We start from the raw sequence: 16917 nt of genomic DNA, 5'->3' as shown, positions 1-16917 counted from the left end.
AGCACCCCGAGAGGGAGTTCCATCATGTCCAAGAGCGCACGCAACCGAGCGCAGCGCAGCGTCCTCAACCAGCGCCAGGTGCCCTGGGGGAGCATCGCCTTCTTCACCGTGATCGGCCTCGTCGCGGCCGTCGCGATCGGCTACGCCTTCGTCCAGAGCCGCCCGTCCTCCGCCGACTCCTCGATCGCGGGCCTGATCCAGAAGGACGACCTCGCCCAGGGCCACACCTCCAGTCCCGTCCAGTACGACACCACGCCCCCGATGGGCGGCGACCACGACCCGGTGTGGCAGAACTGCGACTCCCGGATCTACGACCGCCAGCTCCGCAACGAGAACGCCGTCCACTCCCTGGAGCACGGCGCCGTGTGGATCACCTACACGCCCGGCCTGGCCGCCGACCAGATCGACAAGCTCAAGGGCAAGGTGGAGAACACCGACTACACGCTCATGAGCCCCTACCCCGGCCAGGACGCGCCGGTCATCCTCACCGCGTGGGGCAAGCAGCTCAAGCTCCAGAACGCCTCCGACGCGCGGGTGGACGCCTTCCTGCGCGCCTTCGTGAAGGGTGAGCAGACGCCCGAACCCGGCGCCGCCTGCAACGGCGCCAAGGACGCGCCGTGACAGGGGCATCGCGGGGGCGGCGGGTCACCGTCGCCCTCGCGGTGCTCGTCCTGGCCGTCGCGGGCGTGCTGGCCGCGCTGGCGGGACTGCGGTCGGGACGTCCGGCCGGCGACGGCCCCGAGGCGGGGTTCGCCCGCGACATGAGCGTCCACCACGCCCAGGCGGTGCGGATGTCGTTCATCGTGCGGGACCGGACCGAGGACGAGCGGGTCCGGCTGCTGGCCTACGACATCATCAACACCCAGTCGGCCCAGATCGGCATGATGACCGCCTGGCTGGACGAGTGGGAGCTGCCCAAGACCGACCCGGCGGGCCCGATGCGCTGGATGGCCGGGCACGGCGGCCACGGCGGGTCCGGGGCGGCCCGGCCCGGCGGCGCGGCGGCCATGCCCGGCATGGCCTCCCGGGAGCAGCTGGACCGGCTCGAGCGCGCCTCCGGCAGGGACGCCGAGGTGCTCTACCTCCAGCTCATGATCACCCATCACCGGGCCGGGGTGGAGATGGCCGAGGCCGTCCTGGCGCGCACCGGCCACGAACGCGTACGGCGGCTGGCCCGCACCATGGTGAACGGCCAGGGCTCGGAGATCGCGCTCATGACCGACATGCTCCGGCAGCGCGGCGCGACCGCGGGCCGGTGAGCCCGGGGCAGGGGTGACCGGACGGGCGGGAAGGCCAACCTGCCGATAACGCTTGACACCGAACCCGGTTCGCGGGTCACTGGCCACCATGGCTCCGAACCTCAGCGGATACCACCGGGCACTGGACCTCTTCGAGGACATGGTCGGCGGCGTGCCCGGCGATCGCTGGTCCGCGCCCTCGCCGTGCCCTGAGTGGACGGCCCGTGACGTCACCGGGCACGTCATCGCGGGTCAGTACGCCATCCTGGCGCTGGCCACCGGGCGGCCGGCCCCGGACGCGCCCTGCCGGCCCGGCGTGTTCGCCGCCGACGACGCGCTCCAGGCCTGGCGCACGGCGCGCAAGGAGTGCGACGCCGCGCTCACGCCGGAGGCGCTGCGCCGGCCGATCCCGTTCGGGACGCTGGGAGAGGTTCCGCTGATCGACTTCCTGGGCGCGAGCGTGCTGGAGCCCCTGGTGCACTCCTGGGATCTGGCCCGCGCCACCGGCCAGCCGGCCCGGCTCGACCCCGGCCTGGTGCACCACGCGTTCGCCACGGCCCAGGTGGTGGCCGCCGGCCTGCGCAGGGACGGGCGGCTGGGCCCGGCGCTGACGCCGCCGCGCGGCGCCGACGAGCAGACCCGGCTGCTGGCCTTCCTCGGCCGCGCCGCCGAACCGGCCGCCACGCGCCCGGCCGACTGAGATCGTCCCGGAGGGAAGGGGTCAGGAGAACTCGGCGAGGGTGCGCTCGGCCTCCTCCAGCCAGGCGCGGCGGGCCGTCAACGCCTCCTCCGCGTCCTTGACGGCCTTGTCCCGGCCCGCGCCGCGGGCCTTCTCCAGGTCCTTCTCCAGCTTCTCGATGGAGCCGCGCAGCTGCGCCACCGTCGCCTCGGCACGGGCCCGCGCCTCGGGGTTGGTGCGCTGCCACTCCTTCTCCTCGGCGCCCCGCACCGTCTCCTCGATCTTGCGGAGCCGGCCCTCCAGCCGGTCGCGCTGGTCGCGCGGCACCATACCGGCGGCCTCCCAGCGCTCCTGGATCGCGCGGAGCGCCTGCCGCGCCTGCCGCACGTCCCGGACGGGCAGCAGCCGCTCGGCCTCGGCGAGGATCTTCTCCTTCTCCTCGGCGTGCACCCGCAGCTCGGCGTCGCGCTCGGCGAACGCGGCGGACCGGGCGGCGAAGAAGACGTCCTGGGCGCCCTTGAACCGGGCCCACAGGTCCTCCTCCACCTCACGGGAGGCCCGCCCCGCCAGCTTCCAGCGGCGCATCAGGTCGCGGTAGGCGGCGGCGGTGTCGCCCCAGTCGGTGGACCCCTGCATCGCCTCGGCCTCGGCGACCAGGCGCTCCTTGTCGCGCCGGGCCTCCTCGCGCTGGTCGTCCAGGGTGGCGAAGTAGGCCTTGCGGCGCTTGGTGAAGGCGTTGCGGGCCGCCGACAACCGCTTCCACAGCGCGGTCTCGGTGGGACGGTCGATGCGGTCGGCCGCCTTCCACTCCTCCACCAGCCTGCGCAGCCGCTCGCCGCCGTTCTTCCAGTGGGTCTCCTCGGCCGCGATCCGCTCGGCCTCGGCGACGATCCGCTCCTTGATCTCGCGGGCCTCGTGCCGGGCGTGCTCGCGCTGGGCCTTGACCTCCTCGCGCTTGCGGCCGACCTGCTCGGTGAGGCCGTCCAGCCGCCGCACCAGGCTGTCGAGGTCGCCGACGGCGTGCGCGTCGGTGACGGCCTCGCGCAGCCGGGCGACGCTCTGCTGGGCCTGGGCGGGCTGCAGGTCGGTGGTGCGCAGCCGCTGCTCCAGCAGGCCGATCTCGGTGGCCAGCGCGTCGTACTTGCGCTTGAAGTAGGCCAGGGCCTCCTCCGGTGCACCGGCCTGCCAGGAACCCACGACGCGCTCGCCGTCCGACGTCTTCACGTAGACGGTGCCGTCCTCGTCCACCCGGCCCCAGGGATCGGTCGCGCTGGACACCCTTGCCTCCTGAATCACGGGCCCGATCGTGTACACAACCACCGGACCCTCCACACCTTAGTATCCCGTTCGCCTAATTCCCGGCGATCGAGACGCTCTGGATCGTGACCTTCTTCTTCGGCTGCCCGGTGCCGTCCTCGCCGGGCTTGTCGACGCCGCCCTTGGCGACCTTCTCCAGCGCGTCCAGACCCGAGGTGATCTTGCCGAACACCGAGTAGTTCGGCTGCAGCTGCGAGTCGCCGTAGACGAGGAAGAACTGGCTGCCGTTGGTGCCGGGGCCGGAGTTGGCCATGGCGAGGGTGCCCTTGGTGTACTTGGCGCCCTCGAGGTTCTCGTCGGCGAACTGGTAGCCCGGGCCGCCGGAGCCGGAGCCGGTCGGGTCGCCGCACTGCAGCATCCGCAGGCCCTCGCTGGTGGACAGCCGGTGGCACGAGGTCTTCTCGAAGAACTTCTTCGCCGCCAGGAAGACGAAGGAGTTGGTGGTGCAGGGGGCCTTGGCGCCGTCCAGTTCGATCCCCACGTCGCCCTGGGTGGTCTTGATCGTCGCCTTGACCGGGCCCTTGTGCTGCGGCGTCGCGGCCGGGGTGCCCAGGTCCTTGGGCGCCCCCGCCTCCTGGGCCGGGGTGTAGGTGCAGTCGCCCGCCTTGGCCTGCGGCTCCTCGGCGTTGGACGAGTCGTCCCGCCCCACCAGGGCCACGGTCCCGGCGGCACCCCCCGCGACGATCGCCACCGCGGCCACCACCCCGATGATCCGGATGCGGCGGGCACGGGCCTCCTGGGCGCGCCTACGCGCCTGCTGCCGCTCGTAACGCTGCCGAGCGAGCTCCTTCTTGCGGTCCTTCCCCGCCACGTGCCTAGCCTCCGGTGTGATCAGATCAGGTGAACGTGCAGCGCATAGTAGCGGTCCACGGCGAGCCGCGGGTCCGCCGTCACCCGGCCGGACCGGCCCGCCACCGCGGGTGCCCGGCCGCCGCCGCCGCGACACGACGATCAGTGAATCCCGTTCGCGGTGGCCACGGCCCCGCCGGTACCCTCGGAGGCACCGCGCGATTGGCCGGGTGTGGCCCGGCCACGGCGCGCACCGGACCCACAGCTCCATCCAGCGAAGTTTCAGGAACGCCGCTTCCCGGACGCGCTGACGAACCGCACCGCCGCAACCATGGCCTGAAGGAAGGACGACCGTGCTCGTCGCCGGGTTCCCCGCAGGATCGTTCGCCGCGAACTGCTTCGTCGTGGCACCCGCCGCGGGTGAGGAGTGCGTCATCATCGACCCCGGCCAGGACGCCGAGGCCGGAATCGAGGAGATCCTGCGCGAACACAGGCTCAAGCCGGTCGCGGTGCTCCTCACCCACGGCCATCTCGATCACGTCTGGTCGGTCGCGCCGGTCTGCGGCGCCAAGGACGTCCCGGCCTACATCCATCCCGACGACCGCGACCTGCTCAGCGATCCCGCCAAGGGCTTCTCGCTGAACGCGGGCCAGCAGCTGTTCGGCGGGCTGGAGCTGTCCGAGCCCGACGATGTGAAGGAGCTGACCGACGGGGCCGCGCTGGAGCTGGCGGGGCTGAGCTTCACCGTCGACCACGCCCCGGGCCACACGCCTGGGTCGGTGACGTTCAGGACGCCGCCCGCGGGGGAGATCCCCGACGTGATGTTCAGCGGGGACCTGCTGTTCGCGGGTTCGATCGGGCGCACCGACCTGCCGGGCGGCTCCTACGAGGAGATCCTCGCCAGCCTGGCCCGGGTGTGCCTGACGCTGCCCGACCAGACCGTCGTCCTGCCGGGCCACGGCGAGCAGACCACCATCGGCCGCGAGCGCGCCACCAATCCGTTCCTGGCGGAAGTGCCCGCAGACGGTCCACGACAGGGATTCTGACCTTAACGATCATGAGTTCGAGCTTTCAGGCCCCCAAGGGGGTCAGCGAATACGTCCCGCCGCGCGCGGACCTGTTCTCGGCCATCCGCCAGGCGTTCGCCGAGCAGGCCAGGCTGGCCGGGTACGGCTATCTGGAGCTGGCGGTCTTCGAGGACACCAACCTCTTCAAACGGGGGGTCGGGGAGTCCACCGACGTGGTCAGCAAGGAGATGTACACCTTCGAGGACCGGGGCGGCCGGTCGCTGACGCTGCGCCCGGAGTTCACCGCCGGGGTGCTGCGGTCGGTGCTGGAGCACGGCCTGCACAAGCAGGGCGGGCTGCCGGTCAAGATCTGGACGACCGGCCCGGCGTTCCGCGCCGAACGGCCCCAGCAGGGCCGCTACCGGCAGTTCTACCAGCTCGACCTGGAGGCCATCGGCAGCGAGGACCCGCAGGTCGACGCCGAGACGATCGCGATCGCCTGGAACTGGTACCGCTCCCTCGGCCTCACCCAGGTGCGGCTGCTGCTGAACTCGCTGGGCTGCAAGGAGTGCCGTCCCGCCTACCGGGCCCTGCTGCAGGACTTCCTGCACGGCCTCGACCTGGACGAGGCCACCCGCGCCCGCATCGACATCAACCCGCTGCGGGTGCTGGACGACAAGCGTCCCGCGGTGCGGGCCCAGCTGGACGGCGCCCCGCTGATGGCCGACCACCTGTGCGGCGACTGCAAGGCCCACCACGACCGGGTCCGCGAGCTGCTCGCCGACCTGGGCATCGCCTGGGAGGACACCCCCACGCTGGTGCGCGGGCTGGACTACTACACCCGCACCACCTACGAGTTCGACCACCCGCTGCTCGGCGCCCAGTCGGGCATCGGCGGAGGCGGCCGCTACGACGGCCTGTCGGAGGACATCGGCGGCCCGCCGCTGCCCGGCATCGGGTTCGGGCTCGGCCTCGACCGCACCGTCCTGGCGCTGGAGGCCGAGGGCACCGGCTTCACCGCCCCGCCGCGCTGCCAGGTGTTCGGCGTCGCGCTCGGCGACGAGCCGGGCCGCAGGCTGTTCACGCTGGTGAACGAGCTGCGCCAGGCCGGGATCGCGGCCGACATGGCCTACGGGGGCAAGAAGCTCAAGGGCGCCATGAAGGACGCCGACCGGTCGGGGGCACGGTACGCGGTGATCCTGGGCGAGCGAGATATCGCCGCCGGGTCCGCGCAGGTGAAGGACCTGGAAGGCGGTGACCAGGCCGCCGTGCCGCTCCCCCAGATCGTCTCCACGTTGAAGGAAAGGCTTTCAGGATGATCCGCTCGCACGAGGCGGGGACGCTCCGCAAGGAGCATGCCGGTCAGCAGGTCACGCTGGCCGGCTGGGTGGCCCGCCGGCGCGACCACGGCGGTGTCACGTTCATCGACCTGCGCGACGCCTCCGGCACCGCGCAGGTGGTGTTCCGGGAAGAGGACACCGCGCACGACCTGCGGTCGGAGTACTGCGTCAAGATCACCGGCGAGGTGCGGGTGCGGCCCGCCGGCAACGAGAACCCCGAGCTGCCCACCGGCGACATCGAGGTCGCCGCCTCCGACATCGAGGTGCTGTCGGAGGCGGCGCCGCTGCCGTTCCCGATCGAGGGCGACGTCAACGTCAACGAGGAGGTCCGGCTCAAGTACCGGTACCTCGACATCCGCCGCGACGCCGTCGCGAAGGCGATGCGGGTCCGCTCCGAGGGCTCCTTCCTCGTGCACGAGGTCATGCGCGAGCACGGCTTCGTCAACGTCGAGACCCCGACGCTGACCCGCTCCACCCCCGAGGGCGCCCGCGACTTCCTGGTGCCGGTCCGGCTCAAGCCGGGCAGCTGGTACGCGCTGCCGCAGTCCCCGCAGCTGTTCAAGCAGCTGCTGATGGTCTCCGGCCTGGAGCGCTACTACCAGATCGCGCGCTGCTACCGCGACGAGGACTCCCGCGCCGACCGGCAGCCGGAGTTCACCCAGATCGACATCGAGATGTCGTTCGCGGAGCAGGACGACGTGATCCGGGTCGCCGAGGACCTGGTGGCACGGCTGTGGAAGGAGATCGCCGGGTACGAGGTCCCCCGGCCGATCCCCCACCTCACCTACGCCGAGGCCCTGTCGCGGTACGGCTCCGACAAGCCCGACCTGCGCTTCGGCAACGAGCTGACCGAGCTGACCGAGTACTTCTCCGGCACCTCGTTCCGGGTGTTCCAGGCCCCCTACGTCGGCGCCGTCGTGATGCCGGGCGGGGCCTCCCAGACCCGCAAGGAGCTGGACGCCTGGCAGGACTGGGCCAAGGCGCGCGGCGCCCGCGGCCTGGCCTACGTCCTGGTCCAGGAGGACGGCACGCTCGGCGGCCCGGTCGCCAAGAACCTCTCCGACGACGAGAAGGCCGGGCTGGCCGCCAAGGTCGGCGCCGCGCCCGGTGACGCGGTCTTCTTCGCGGCCGGGAAGCCGCACGCGATGCGCGAGCTGCTGGGCGCCGCCCGGCTGGAGATCGGCCGCCGGTGCGGTCTGATCGACGAGTCGGCGTGGGCGTTCTGCTGGGTGGTGGACGCGCCCGTGTTCGAGCCCGCCGAGGACGAGAAGGGCGAGCAGATCGGCTGGACGCCGGTGCACCACCCGTTCACCGCGCCCAAGCCCGCGTACTGGGGCGACTTCCAGGAGCGCCCCGGCGAGGCCCTCGCCGACGCCTACGACATCGTCTGCAACGGCAACGAGATCGGCGGCGGCTCCATCCGTATCCACCGCGCCGAGATGCAGCAGCGTGTGTTCGACGTGCTGGGTCTGTCGAAGGAGGAGGCCGAGTCCAAGTTCGGGTTCCTCCTGGAGGCGTTCAAGTACGGCCCGCCCCCGCACGGCGGCATCGCCTTCGGCTGGGACCGCATGGTCATGCTGCTGGCCGGGGTCGACACCATCCGCGATGTGATCGCCTTCCCGAAGGCCGCCTCCGGGCACGACCCGCTGACCGGCGCCCCCACCCCCATCACCGAGCAGCAGCGCGCGGAGGCCGGCGTCGACGCCGTCCCCGAGGACACCCCCGAAAACTGAGCGTGCGCAAAAGGGCCGGTCCCAACGGACCGGCCCTTTCCTCGTGGAAAGACCACCCAAGCCCGCTGAGCAACCCCGCGACGACCTCAGGCGTCGCGATCGCGTGCGAAGCCAGGTTCGAGCGAAGCGAGAACCTGATCGCGAAGCGAGCCGTCAAGGCGAGTTCGGAGCGATGCAGCGATCGCCGTCGGCGCGACAAGCGAGGAGCGCCAGCGACGAGCGCAGCTCGCGCCGACAATCAACGCTGCGCGCCGCTGGTGACGCGGTAGACGTCGTAGACGCCGTCGATCGAGCGGACCGCCTTCAGGACGTGCCCCAGATGCTTGGGGTCGCCCATCTCGAAGGTGAAGCGGCTGACGGCGACCCGGTCGCGGGTGGTGGTGACCGACGCGGACAGGATGTTGACGTGCTGGTCCGACAGCACCCGCGTCACGTCCGACAGCAGCCGCGGCCGGTCGAGCGCCTCCACCTGGATGGCGACCAGGAAGACCGAGTCCTCGCCGGGCGACCACTTGACGTCGATCAGCCGGTCCGGCTGGGATTTCAGGCTGGCCACGTTGGCGCAGTCGGAGCGGTGCACCGACACGCCGTGCCCGCGGGTCACGAAGCCGACGATGTCGTCGCCGGGCACCGGGGTGCAGCAGCGCGACAGCCGCACCCACACGTCGGAGTCGCCCGCCACGACCACGCCGGGGTCGCCGGTCGTCCGGGTGCGCTTGCGCTTGGTGGGGAGCGCGATCTCGGCCAGGTCCTCGTCGGCGCTCTCCACCCCGCCGAGGGCCTCCACCAGCCGCTGGACGACGTTCTGCGCGGAGATGTGGCCCTCGCCGACGGCGGCGTACAGCGAGGAGACGTCCGGGTAGCGCATGTCGCGGGCGAGCGCCAGCAGCGCCTCTCCCGACATCATCCGCTGCAGCGGCATGTTCTGCTTGCGCATCGCGCGGGCGATGGAGTCCTTGCCGGACTCGATCGCGGTGTCCCGCCGCTCCTTGGAGAACCAGTGCTTGATCTTGTTGCGGGCGCGGGCGCTCTTGACGAAGTTGAGCCAGTCGCGGCTGGGCCCGGCGTCCTGGGACTTGGAGGTGAAGACCTCGACGGTGTCGCCGTTGTCCAGGGTGGACTCCAGCGGCACCAGCCGCCCGTTGACGCGGGCGCCGATACATCGGTGCCCGACCTCGGTGTGGATGGCGTAGGCGAAGTCGACCGGCGTCGCCCCCTGCGGAAGGGCCATCACGTCGCCCTTGGGGGTGAAGACGAACACCTCCGAGACCGACAGGTCGAACCGCAGCGACTCCAGGAACTCGGCCGGGTCGGCGGTCTCCTTCTGCCAGTCGAGCAGTTGCCGCAGCCACTGCATGTCGCCGGCCTTCCGGCCGCCGACCGTCTCCTCCTTGTACTTCCAGTGCGCCGCGACGCCGTACTCGGCCCGCCGGTGCATGCCCCAGGTGCGGATCTGCAGCTCGACCGGCTTGCCCTCGGGCCCTATCACCGTCGTGTGCAGCGACTGGTACATGTTGAACTTCGGCATCGCGATGTAGTCCTTGAACCGGCCGGGGACCGGGTTCCATCGCGCGTGGATCGAGCCGAGGGCGGCGTAGCAGTCGCGGACGCTGTCGACCAGCACCCGGATGCCGACCAGATCGTAGATGTCGTCGAAGCTGACATCCCGGGCGATCATCTTCTGGTAGATCGAGTAGTAGTGCTTGGGTCGGCCGGTCACGCTGGCCTTGATCTTGGCCTCGCGCAGGTCGGTCGACACGTTCTCGATCACGTCCTGCAGGAAGTCGTCGCGGCGCGGGGCGCGTTCGGCGACCAGCCGGGCGATCTCGTCGAACCGCTTGGGGTAGAGCGTGGCGAACGAGAGGTCCTCCAGCTCCCACTTCAGCGTGTTCATGCCCAGCCGGTGGGCCAGCGGCGCGAAGACCTCCAGCGTCTCGCGGGCCTTCTTCTCCTGCTTGTGCCGCGGCATGTAGCGCAGCGTGCGCATGTTGTGCAGCCGGTCGGCGAGCTTGATCACCAGTACCCGGATGTCGCGGGACATCGCCACGACCATCTTGCGGACGGTCTCGGCCTCGGCCGCCTCGCCGTACTTGACCTTGTCGAGCTTGGTCACCCCGTCGACCAGCGCGGTGATCTCGTCGCCGAAGTCGGAGCTCAGTTCCTCGAGGGTGTAGGCGGTGTCCTCGACGGTGTCGTGCAGCAGCGCCGCGCACAGCGTCTCGGTGTTCATCCCGAGCTCGGCCAGGATGGCGGTGACGGCGAGCGGGTGGGTGATGTAGGGGTCGCCGCTCTTGCGCTTCTGATCGCGGTGGTAGTGCGCCGCGACGTCGTAGGCGCGCTCGATCTGCCGCAGGTCCGCCTTCGGATGCGTGTTGCGGACGGTCTTGATCAGTGGTTCGAGTACCGGGTTCATGGTGGGACCGCGCTGGGAGCCCAGGCGGGCGAGCCTGCGGCGCACCCGGGCGGCGGACGGCGGGATCGTGGTCTGGGACGGGCTCGCGGCCCGGCCGGACCTGGACGAGGACGTACTGGTGGACGGGCCTCCCGGCCCTTTGTGTCCGGAGTCTGAGGCCCTGGTGGGCCTCGTTCCCTGCCGGTCGGAGGCTCTGGCAGGCGGCGCCCCACCGGAGGAGCGCCCCGGCGGGGGGCTCCCCGTCCCGCCGGAGGAGGACGCGGGCTGTGGGGACGAGGGCTCTGCGGAGGCGGGCCTGGCGGACGTGCCCTTCGCCCGGGGCTCCTCGGGGGTGATCTTCGTCACATCGGACCCGCTGCCGGGTCCGGTGGTCGCGTCTTCCGGGGAGGGCCGGCCGGCGAGGGCGTCCGCCGCCTCCGGCGTGACCTCGGCGATCCGGGGCGTCGAGCCCGCCGGATTCGGCCTGCCGGACCGGGACGGTGCGGCGGCGGGACCGGAGCGGGTGGGAGGAGTTTCGGTCGGGCCGTTGGCGGCCGCGGCGGCGGGTGCCTGGGATCCGGAACCGGTGGACGTGGCCTGGCCGTCGGGTGATCCGCCCGCCGGAGCGGGGCCGCCGGGCTCACCGGGGGCGGGCTCGGGGGCGGAGGGCGCGGAGGGCGCGGAGGCCGTGCCGGCGGCCCTGGTCCGGGACGCGTGCGCGTCCCGCCTGGTCCCCGGCTGCGTCGCCGGGCCCGCCGTTCCCTCGGCCACCGTTTCGGTCACCGCGTCGGTCGATACCACCTCACCGGGCACCCAGCCTCCTCTGACCTCGGGGCGCCGTAGCCTCCTCGCCGAGCGGGATGCGCCCGTCCCCCGCCGGACCCGATGGCGTCAGTGTATCCGCCACCCATTTCGTACTAGACCGTAACCAGTGAATGAACGTCCAGATTCCCGAGCTTGTCCCGTCCGTGCAGGAACGACAGCTCCATCAGGACCGAAATCCCGACGACCTCGCCGCCCGCCCGGCGGACCAGTTCCGCCGCCGCCCGGGCGGTGCCGCCCGTGGCCAGGACGTCGTCGACGATCAGCACCCGTTCACCGGAACCGAACGCGTCCACGTGCATCTCGATGGTCTCGGTCCCGTACTCGAGATCATAGGTCTCCTCGTACGAGCGCGAGGGCAGCTTTCCCTTTTTCCGCACGGGGACGAACCCTGCACCGAAGTGGTAGGCCACCGGGGCGGCCAGGATGAACCCGCGCGCCTCGATCCCGACGATCTTGTCGACGGTGCCGCGGCCGTGGTGGTTGACGATGGCGTCCACCACGCCCGCGAACGCCACGTGGTCGGCCAGCAGCGGGGTGATGTCCTTGAAGACGACGCCGGCCTTGGGATAGTCGGCCACGTCCCGGATCCGGTCCTGGATCAGCTTGTCGAGGTCCACCTGATGCTCCCTGGTCATGCGTCGGCCGTGCCCCCGTCCCGAGGACGGTGGGCACGGCCGGCGCTTCCGTTCGTTCGCTGTCCGCCGCTACTTGCCCCGGCGCTGCTGCCGGGAGCCCCGCTTGGGCTGCTGGCGCGGCCCCTGCTGGACGACCTTGCGCACGCTCACCGAGGCCGGGAGCTCGTCCGCCGGGACGTCGTCGGAGGGCTCCGCGTCGTCACCGGGGTCGCCCGAGCCGCCGCCTCCGCCGACGGCCACCGCCGCCTCGGCCTTGGCCACCTTGGCCTGCCGCTTGGCGCTGCTCTCCCGCCGGGCGATGTTGGCCCGCAGCTCGCGGTACTTCGGCTCGCGCTCCTTCAGCTGCACCAGCAGCGGCGTGGCCACGCAGATCGAGGAGTAGGTACCGACGATCATGCCGACGAACAGCGACAGCGACAGGTCCTTCAGCGTGCCCGCGCCGAACAGCGTGGTGCCGATGAACAGGATCGCCGCGACCGGCAGGATCGCCACCAGCGAGGTGTTCAGCGAGCGCACCAGGGTGCTGCTGAGCGCCTGGTTGGCCGCCTCACTGTAGGTGATCTTGGAGGTGGGGCCGAGCGGCTTGGTGACCTCCTTGATCATGTCGAACACCACCACGGCGTCGTACAGCGAGTAGCCCAGGATGGTCAGGAAGCCCAGCAGCGTCGCGGGCGTGACCTCGAACCCCGACCAGGCGTACACGCCCGCCGTGATCACCAGGTCGTGCACCAGCGCCACCACGGCGGCCAGCGCCATCCGCCACTCGAACGCCACCGACAGGTAGGCGATGATCAAGATCATGAAGACCAGCAGCGCCTGCCAGGCCTTCTCGGAGATCTCACCGCCCCAGGACGCCCCCACCACCTGGGTGCTGACCCGCTGGGCGGGGACGTTCAGCTCCTCGGCGACGTGGTTCTTGACCTCGGTCACCTTGCCGGAGCTGAGGCTCTCGGTGGTGACCCGCCAGTCGCCGCCCGCCTTCTGCACGATCGCCTGGTGCGCCCCGCCGCCGGTGACGGCGCCGCGCACCTGCTCGATCGAGGCGCTGGGCGCGCTGAAGGTGAACACCGAACCGCCCTTGAACTCCACGCCGAAGTTCAGGCCCTGGATCAGCAGGCCGGCGATGGACACCACCAGCAGCAGCCCCGAGATGGAGTACCACACCTTTGGCTTGCCGACGATGTCGGCGCTGATCTCGCCCCGGTAGATCCGGGAGATGACTGCGCGCAGCCCCAGCATCAGGCCTCCTGGCTCTTCGGGCTCGTGGAGCGGGCGGAACCGGCGCCGGCGGTCGCGGTGGCCTTGGCCGGGCCGGCGGCGGGCACCGCGGCACCGGCGGTACGCGCCGCCGCCTTGCGCAGCCGCTTGGCGTCAAGCCCCGACAGCGGATGGCCGCGGCCGAAGAACCTGGTCCGCGACAGCAGGCCCACCAGCGGCTTGGTGAAGAAGAACACCACGACCACGTCGATCAGCGTCGTCAGGCCCATCGCGAACGCGAAGCCCCGGACCCCGCCGACCGCGAGGAAGTACAGCACGAGGGCGGCCAGGAAGGTCACCGCGTCGGCGACCAGGATGGTGCGCCGCGCCCGCTTCCACGCCACCTCGACCGAGGGCCGCAGCGTGCGTCCCGCGCGCAGTTCGTCGCGTAGTCGCTCGAAGTAGACGATGAACGAGTCGGCGGTGATGCCGATCGAGACGATCAGACCGATGATGTGCGGCAGCGACAGCCGGAAGCCCATGTTCTCACCCAGGATCACCACCGACACGTAGGTGATCCCGGTGGCCACCAGCAGGCTGGAGACCGCCACCAGCCCCAGGCCCCGGTAGTAGAGCAGGCAGTACAGCACCACCAGCACCAGCCCGATCGCACCGGCGATCATGCCGCCGCGCAGCTGGTCGGAGCCCAGCGTGGAGGACACCTCGTCGATCGAGCTCTGGGTGAACTCCAGCGGCAGCGCGCCGTACTTGAGCACGTTGGCCAGGTCGGTGGCGTAGACCTGGTTGAAGCTCTCCGGCGGGCCGTCGATCTGGGCGGTGCCGCCGGTGATGGCGCCCCGGCTGATGCTGGGCGCCGACACGACCTGGCCGTCAAGGACGATCGCGATCTGGGAGCGCGGGGAGCTGGGGTCCTGCTGGTAGGCCTGGTACGCCTCGGTGGTGGCCTGCCCGAACTGGCGGCCGCCCAGGGACTTGAACTTCATGCTGACCCACCAGCTGCTCTGCCCCTGGGTGGCGTCCGGCGGCATCGCCGAGGCGTCGGAGACCTGCTCGCCCAGCACCCGGACCGGGCCGAGGATGTACTTGGCGACCTGGCCCCGCTCCTCCTTCTGGTCGCAGGCGGCGACCCACTTGCGGTTGGGGTCGTTGGACCCCTGCACCCGCTTGTCGGGCACGTAGCAGTTCAGCTCCTCGAACTGCTGGATGACCTTCTTGTCGTCGATGCCGGTGTAGTCGGGGGCGCCGCCGGCGGCGCCCGGCGGCACCAGGTTCGACGGCAGCGACGTCGGCGCCTGCGAGGCCGGGGCGGAGGGCGACGCCGACGGCGACGCCCCGCCCGAGCCGGACGGCGTGGGCGTCGGCGCCGCGAACGCCTCCGACATGGCCCGGCCCCGCGAGGACGGCGACGCGCTGGGCGAGCCGCTCGGCGACGGGCTCGGCTTGCCCGAGCTCTTGGGGGTGGGCGTGGCCGCCGGGCTCGGCGCCGCCCCCGTCGGCTTGCCGTCGGCCACCGCGTACACCTGGCGGAACTGCAGCTTGGCCGTGGTGCCGATGAGCTGGACGACCCGGTCCTGGCCCTCGCCCGGCACGTTCACCACGATGTTGCTGGAGCCCTGCTTGGCCACCTCGGCGTCCGAGACCCCCAGACCGTTGACCCGCTGGGTCATGATCTTGACGGCCTGGTCCATCTGGGTGGACGGCGGCGTCCGCCCGTCGGCGGTCTTGGCGGTCAGCGTGACGGTGGTCCCGCCGGCCAGGTCCAGCCCCAGCTTGGGGGTGGGCTGACCCTGCAGGAACATCACGCCGGTGAGGGCCGCCATGACCACGAACAGCGCGAGGAGCGTACGCCCTGGATTGGGAATGTTGCTGCGAGGCGGAGCCACTGGTCGTCTAACTTCCCGTAGTCGTCGTGGGTCGGCGACCGGGCGCCGCGCCCGGCCGTGGTCGGCGGATCGCCGGAATCAGCCGGAGGACTTCTTCAGGCCCTTGCCCGCGCCGGCTCCCTGCGCGGCGGGCTTGCCGTCCTTGCCGTCCTCGTCCTCGCCGGCGGCGGCCCCGCCGTCCTCGGCGTCGGCGGACTCGCCCTTGCCGTCCTTCTTCAGGTCGGTCTTGGCGGTCTCCTCGCCGAGGTCATCGTCGTCGTCCTCGGTGAGGTCGATCTCCTCGGCGGGCTTGTCGGCCTCGGTGACGACCTGCATCACGGACTGCTTGACGAACCGGGCCTGGACACCGGGGGCGATCTCCAGCACGAGGCCGTCGTCGTCCACCGACACCACGTCGGCGTACATCCCGCTGGTCGTCATCACCCGCGCCCCGGGCGCCAGGGCGCTCTGCATCTGCATCTGCTCCTTGCGCCGCTTGCTCTGCGGGCGGATCAGCAGGAAGTAGAAGACCAGGGGAACGGCCAGGAGCAGCAGGAGGTTGAAGGCCCCGCTACCGCCCTGCTCTGCCGCAATAATCATGTCGCTGCCCATCACTGGGGCATCCTTCCGATGTGGTTTGCCCAGCCTGTCGCCGGTGTGGCGGCATCCGATGGAGCGGTCGGCCGGGAACGGGTGACCAAGTCCCGGAGTCTAGAGAGTACGCCAGACACCGGCAACGACGTGACGATCGGGAGCGGCGTGAAGTTCCCAAGCCGTTACTGCCCGCACGCCACTCCGTGATCATCGGCGACGATCACTGCTCCGGCGGGTCGCCGTCGTCGTCCAGTGCGAACAGCGTACCCGCCATCGGCGCGGAGGCGGGCGGGGTGAGCCCCAGATGCGCCCACGCCGCCGGGGTGGCCACCCTGCCCCGTGGCGTGCGGGCCAGCAGACCCTGCCTGACCAGGAAGGGCTCGGCCACGACCTCGACCGTCTCGGGCTCCTCCCCCACCGACACCGCCAGCGTCGACAGCCCCACCGGTCCGCCGCCGAACTTGCGCATCAGCGAGGCCAGCACGGCCCGGTCGAGGCGGTCGAGGCCGCGCTCGTCGACCTCGTACAGCCTGAGCGCGGCCCGGGCCAGCTCGCGGTCGACGGCGCCGTCGGCGCGCACCTCCGCGTAGTCGCGGACGCGGCGCAGCAGCCGGTTGGCGATCCGGGGCGTGCCGCGGGAGCGCCCGGCGACCTCCGCGGCGCCCTCGTCGCTGATGTCGACCTCCAGCAGCCGGGCCGACCGCTTGACGATCACTTCCAGCTCGGCGGGCTCGTAGAAGTCCATGTGCGCCACGAACCCGAACCGGTCGCGCAGCGGCCCCGGCAGCATGCCCGCCCTGGTGGTGGCGCCGACCAGCGTGAACGGGGCGATGTCGAGCGGGATCGCGGTGGCCCCCGGGCCCTTGCCCACCACGACGTCGACGCGGAAGTCCTCCATCGCCATGTAGAGCATCTCCTCGGCGGGACGCGCCATCCGGTGGATCTCGTCCAGGAACAGCACCTCCCCCTCGGCGAGGGTGGACAGCACCGCCGCCAGGTCGCCGGCCCGCTCGATCGCGGGCCCTGAGGAGATCCGCAGCGGCTGCCCGAGCTCCGCCGCGACGATCATCGCGAGGGTGGTCTTGCCCAGCCCGGGCCCGCCCGACAGCAGCACGTGGTCGGGGGTGCGGCCGCGCCGCAGCGCGCTGTGCAGCACCAGCGACAGCTGCTCGCGCACCCGCTCCTGGCCGATGAAGTCGTCGAGCCGCTTGGGGCGCAGCGCGGCCTCGATGACCTGCTCCTCGGGCCCGTCGGCGTCGGCCGAGACGATCCGTTCGGGCTGGTCCAT

Annotated in this window: 14 protein-coding genes; 6 read left to right on the top strand and 8 right to left on the bottom strand. The window is 71.6% G+C overall.

The features are described 5' to 3' along the window. The first annotated feature begins 24 nt into the window (after positions 1-24). From ACZ466_RS42900 to ACZ466_RS42890, 3 genes are all read left to right on the top strand, one after another. The gene (locus ACZ466_RS42900; RefSeq protein ID WP_378282316.1) at positions 25-621 is read left to right on the top strand and encodes a DUF3105 domain-containing protein; all 597 of its coding nucleotides are present in this window, start codon (positions 25-27) and stop codon (positions 619-621) included. Continuing rightward, entirely contained in the window at positions 618-1259 is a 642-nt protein-coding gene (locus tag ACZ466_RS42895) for a DUF305 domain-containing protein (protein WP_378282317.1), read from the top strand. Before ACZ466_RS42900 ends, ACZ466_RS42895 begins: the two co-directional genes overlap by 4 nt. A gap of 88 nt (positions 1260-1347) precedes the next feature. Then, a complete protein-coding gene (locus ACZ466_RS42890; RefSeq protein WP_378282318.1) occupies positions 1348-1938 on the top strand; it encodes a TIGR03086 family metal-binding protein in 591 nt (196 codons plus the stop codon). A 21-nt stretch (positions 1939-1959) separates the two neighbouring features. Here the strand turns inward: ACZ466_RS42890 and ACZ466_RS42885 are convergent, their stop codons facing one another. Then, entirely contained in the window at positions 1960-3195 is a 1236-nt protein-coding gene (locus ACZ466_RS42885; RefSeq protein WP_378282319.1) for a DUF349 domain-containing protein, read from the bottom strand. 73 nt (positions 3196-3268) lie between these two features. Continuing rightward, complete coding sequence (locus ACZ466_RS42880) at positions 3269-4045, bottom strand: peptidylprolyl isomerase (protein WP_378282320.1); 777 nt, start codon at positions 4043-4045, stop codon at positions 3269-3271. Between the two features lie 331 nt (positions 4046-4376). Here ACZ466_RS42880 and ACZ466_RS42875 point away from each other — a divergent pair, with 331 nt between their 5' ends. Genes ACZ466_RS42875 through aspS form a run of 3 tightly spaced genes read left to right on the top strand, consistent with a single transcriptional unit; the run spans position 4377 to position 8103 of the window. Then, positions 4377-5069 carry an MBL fold metallo-hydrolase gene (locus ACZ466_RS42875; RefSeq protein ID WP_378282321.1) on the top strand — a complete coding sequence of 231 codons (693 nt, stop codon included), beginning with the start codon at positions 4377-4379 and terminating at the stop codon, positions 5067-5069. A gap of 11 nt (positions 5070-5080) precedes the next feature. Further along, positions 5081-6349, top strand: coding sequence for a histidine--tRNA ligase (hisS, locus tag ACZ466_RS42870; protein ID WP_378282322.1), 1269 nt, complete (start codon positions 5081-5083; stop codon positions 6347-6349). Beyond that, positions 6346-8103 carry an aspartate--tRNA ligase gene (gene aspS, locus ACZ466_RS42865; protein ID WP_464041906.1) on the top strand — a complete coding sequence of 586 codons (1758 nt, stop codon included), beginning with the start codon at positions 6346-6348 and terminating at the stop codon, positions 8101-8103. Before hisS ends, aspS begins: the two co-directional genes overlap by 4 nt. A gap of 238 nt (positions 8104-8341) precedes the next feature. Here aspS and ACZ466_RS42860 read toward each other — a convergent pair whose 3' ends face one another. The 6 genes from ACZ466_RS42860 to ruvB all read right to left on the bottom strand — a co-directional run bounded on the left by ACZ466_RS42860 (position 8342) and on the right by ruvB (position 16917). After that, complete coding sequence (locus ACZ466_RS42860) at positions 8342-10516, bottom strand: RelA/SpoT family protein (protein WP_464044047.1); 2175 nt, start codon at positions 10514-10516, stop codon at positions 8342-8344. Between the two features lie 896 nt (positions 10517-11412). Further along, a complete protein-coding gene (locus ACZ466_RS42855) occupies positions 11413-11955 on the bottom strand; it encodes an adenine phosphoribosyltransferase (RefSeq protein ID WP_378282324.1) in 543 nt (180 codons plus the stop codon). A 69-nt stretch (positions 11956-12024) separates the two neighbouring features. Beyond that, positions 12025-13194 carry a protein translocase subunit SecF gene (gene secF / locus ACZ466_RS42850; protein WP_378282325.1) on the bottom strand — a complete coding sequence of 390 codons (1170 nt, stop codon included), beginning with the start codon at positions 13192-13194 and terminating at the stop codon, positions 12025-12027. Further along, positions 13194-14993, bottom strand: a complete 1800-nt coding sequence (gene secD, locus ACZ466_RS42845) for a protein translocase subunit SecD (RefSeq protein ID WP_378282411.1) — start codon at positions 14991-14993, stop codon at positions 13194-13196. Before secD ends, secF begins: the two co-directional genes overlap by 1 nt. A gap of 141 nt (positions 14994-15134) precedes the next feature. Next, positions 15135-15635 (bottom strand): preprotein translocase subunit YajC, encoded by a 501-nt coding sequence (gene yajC / locus ACZ466_RS42840; RefSeq protein WP_464041905.1) that lies wholly within the window; start codon positions 15633-15635, stop codon positions 15135-15137. A 214-nt stretch (positions 15636-15849) separates the two neighbouring features. After that, positions 15850-16917, bottom strand: coding sequence for a Holliday junction branch migration DNA helicase RuvB (gene ruvB / locus ACZ466_RS42835; RefSeq protein WP_378282327.1), 1068 nt, complete (start codon positions 16915-16917; stop codon positions 15850-15852).

The sequence above is a fragment of the Actinomadura rugatobispora genome (assembly GCF_055379765.1).
This window is presented reverse-complemented; position numbering and strand designations above follow the sequence as displayed.